We start from the raw sequence: 235 nt of genomic DNA, 5'->3' as shown, positions 1-235 counted from the left end.
CGGCCAGCGTGCCGTAGAGGCCGGCCACGATGAGCGAGCCCAGCGTGAGCACCCCGCGCCGCACGGCAGGCGCGAGCTTCTGCGTCACCAGCACCACGGCGATGTGCGAGCCGTGCTGCGCGGCCAGCACCACGCCGGCCATGATCATCCAGGGGAACATCAGCTCCGGCAGCTCCGAGGCCCAGGCGATGCTGGTGCCCGCGGCATAGCGCAGCGCCACGTTGGCGCTCAGGAT

1 protein-coding gene is annotated in these 235 nt (G+C 71.9%); it reads right to left on the bottom strand.

Going from position 1 to position 235, the window contains the following annotated elements; translation table 11 throughout:
• On the bottom strand, nucleotides 1–235 hold a 235-nt coding region (locus SM757_RS35365), incomplete at both ends, for a TRAP transporter small permease (RefSeq protein ID WP_322468920.1).

Origin of the sequence: Azohydromonas lata (assembly GCF_034427735.1) — a bacterium.
Lineage (GTDB): Bacteria > Pseudomonadota > Gammaproteobacteria > Burkholderiales > Burkholderiaceae_C > Azohydromonas > Azohydromonas lata.
This window is presented reverse-complemented; position numbering and strand designations above follow the sequence as displayed.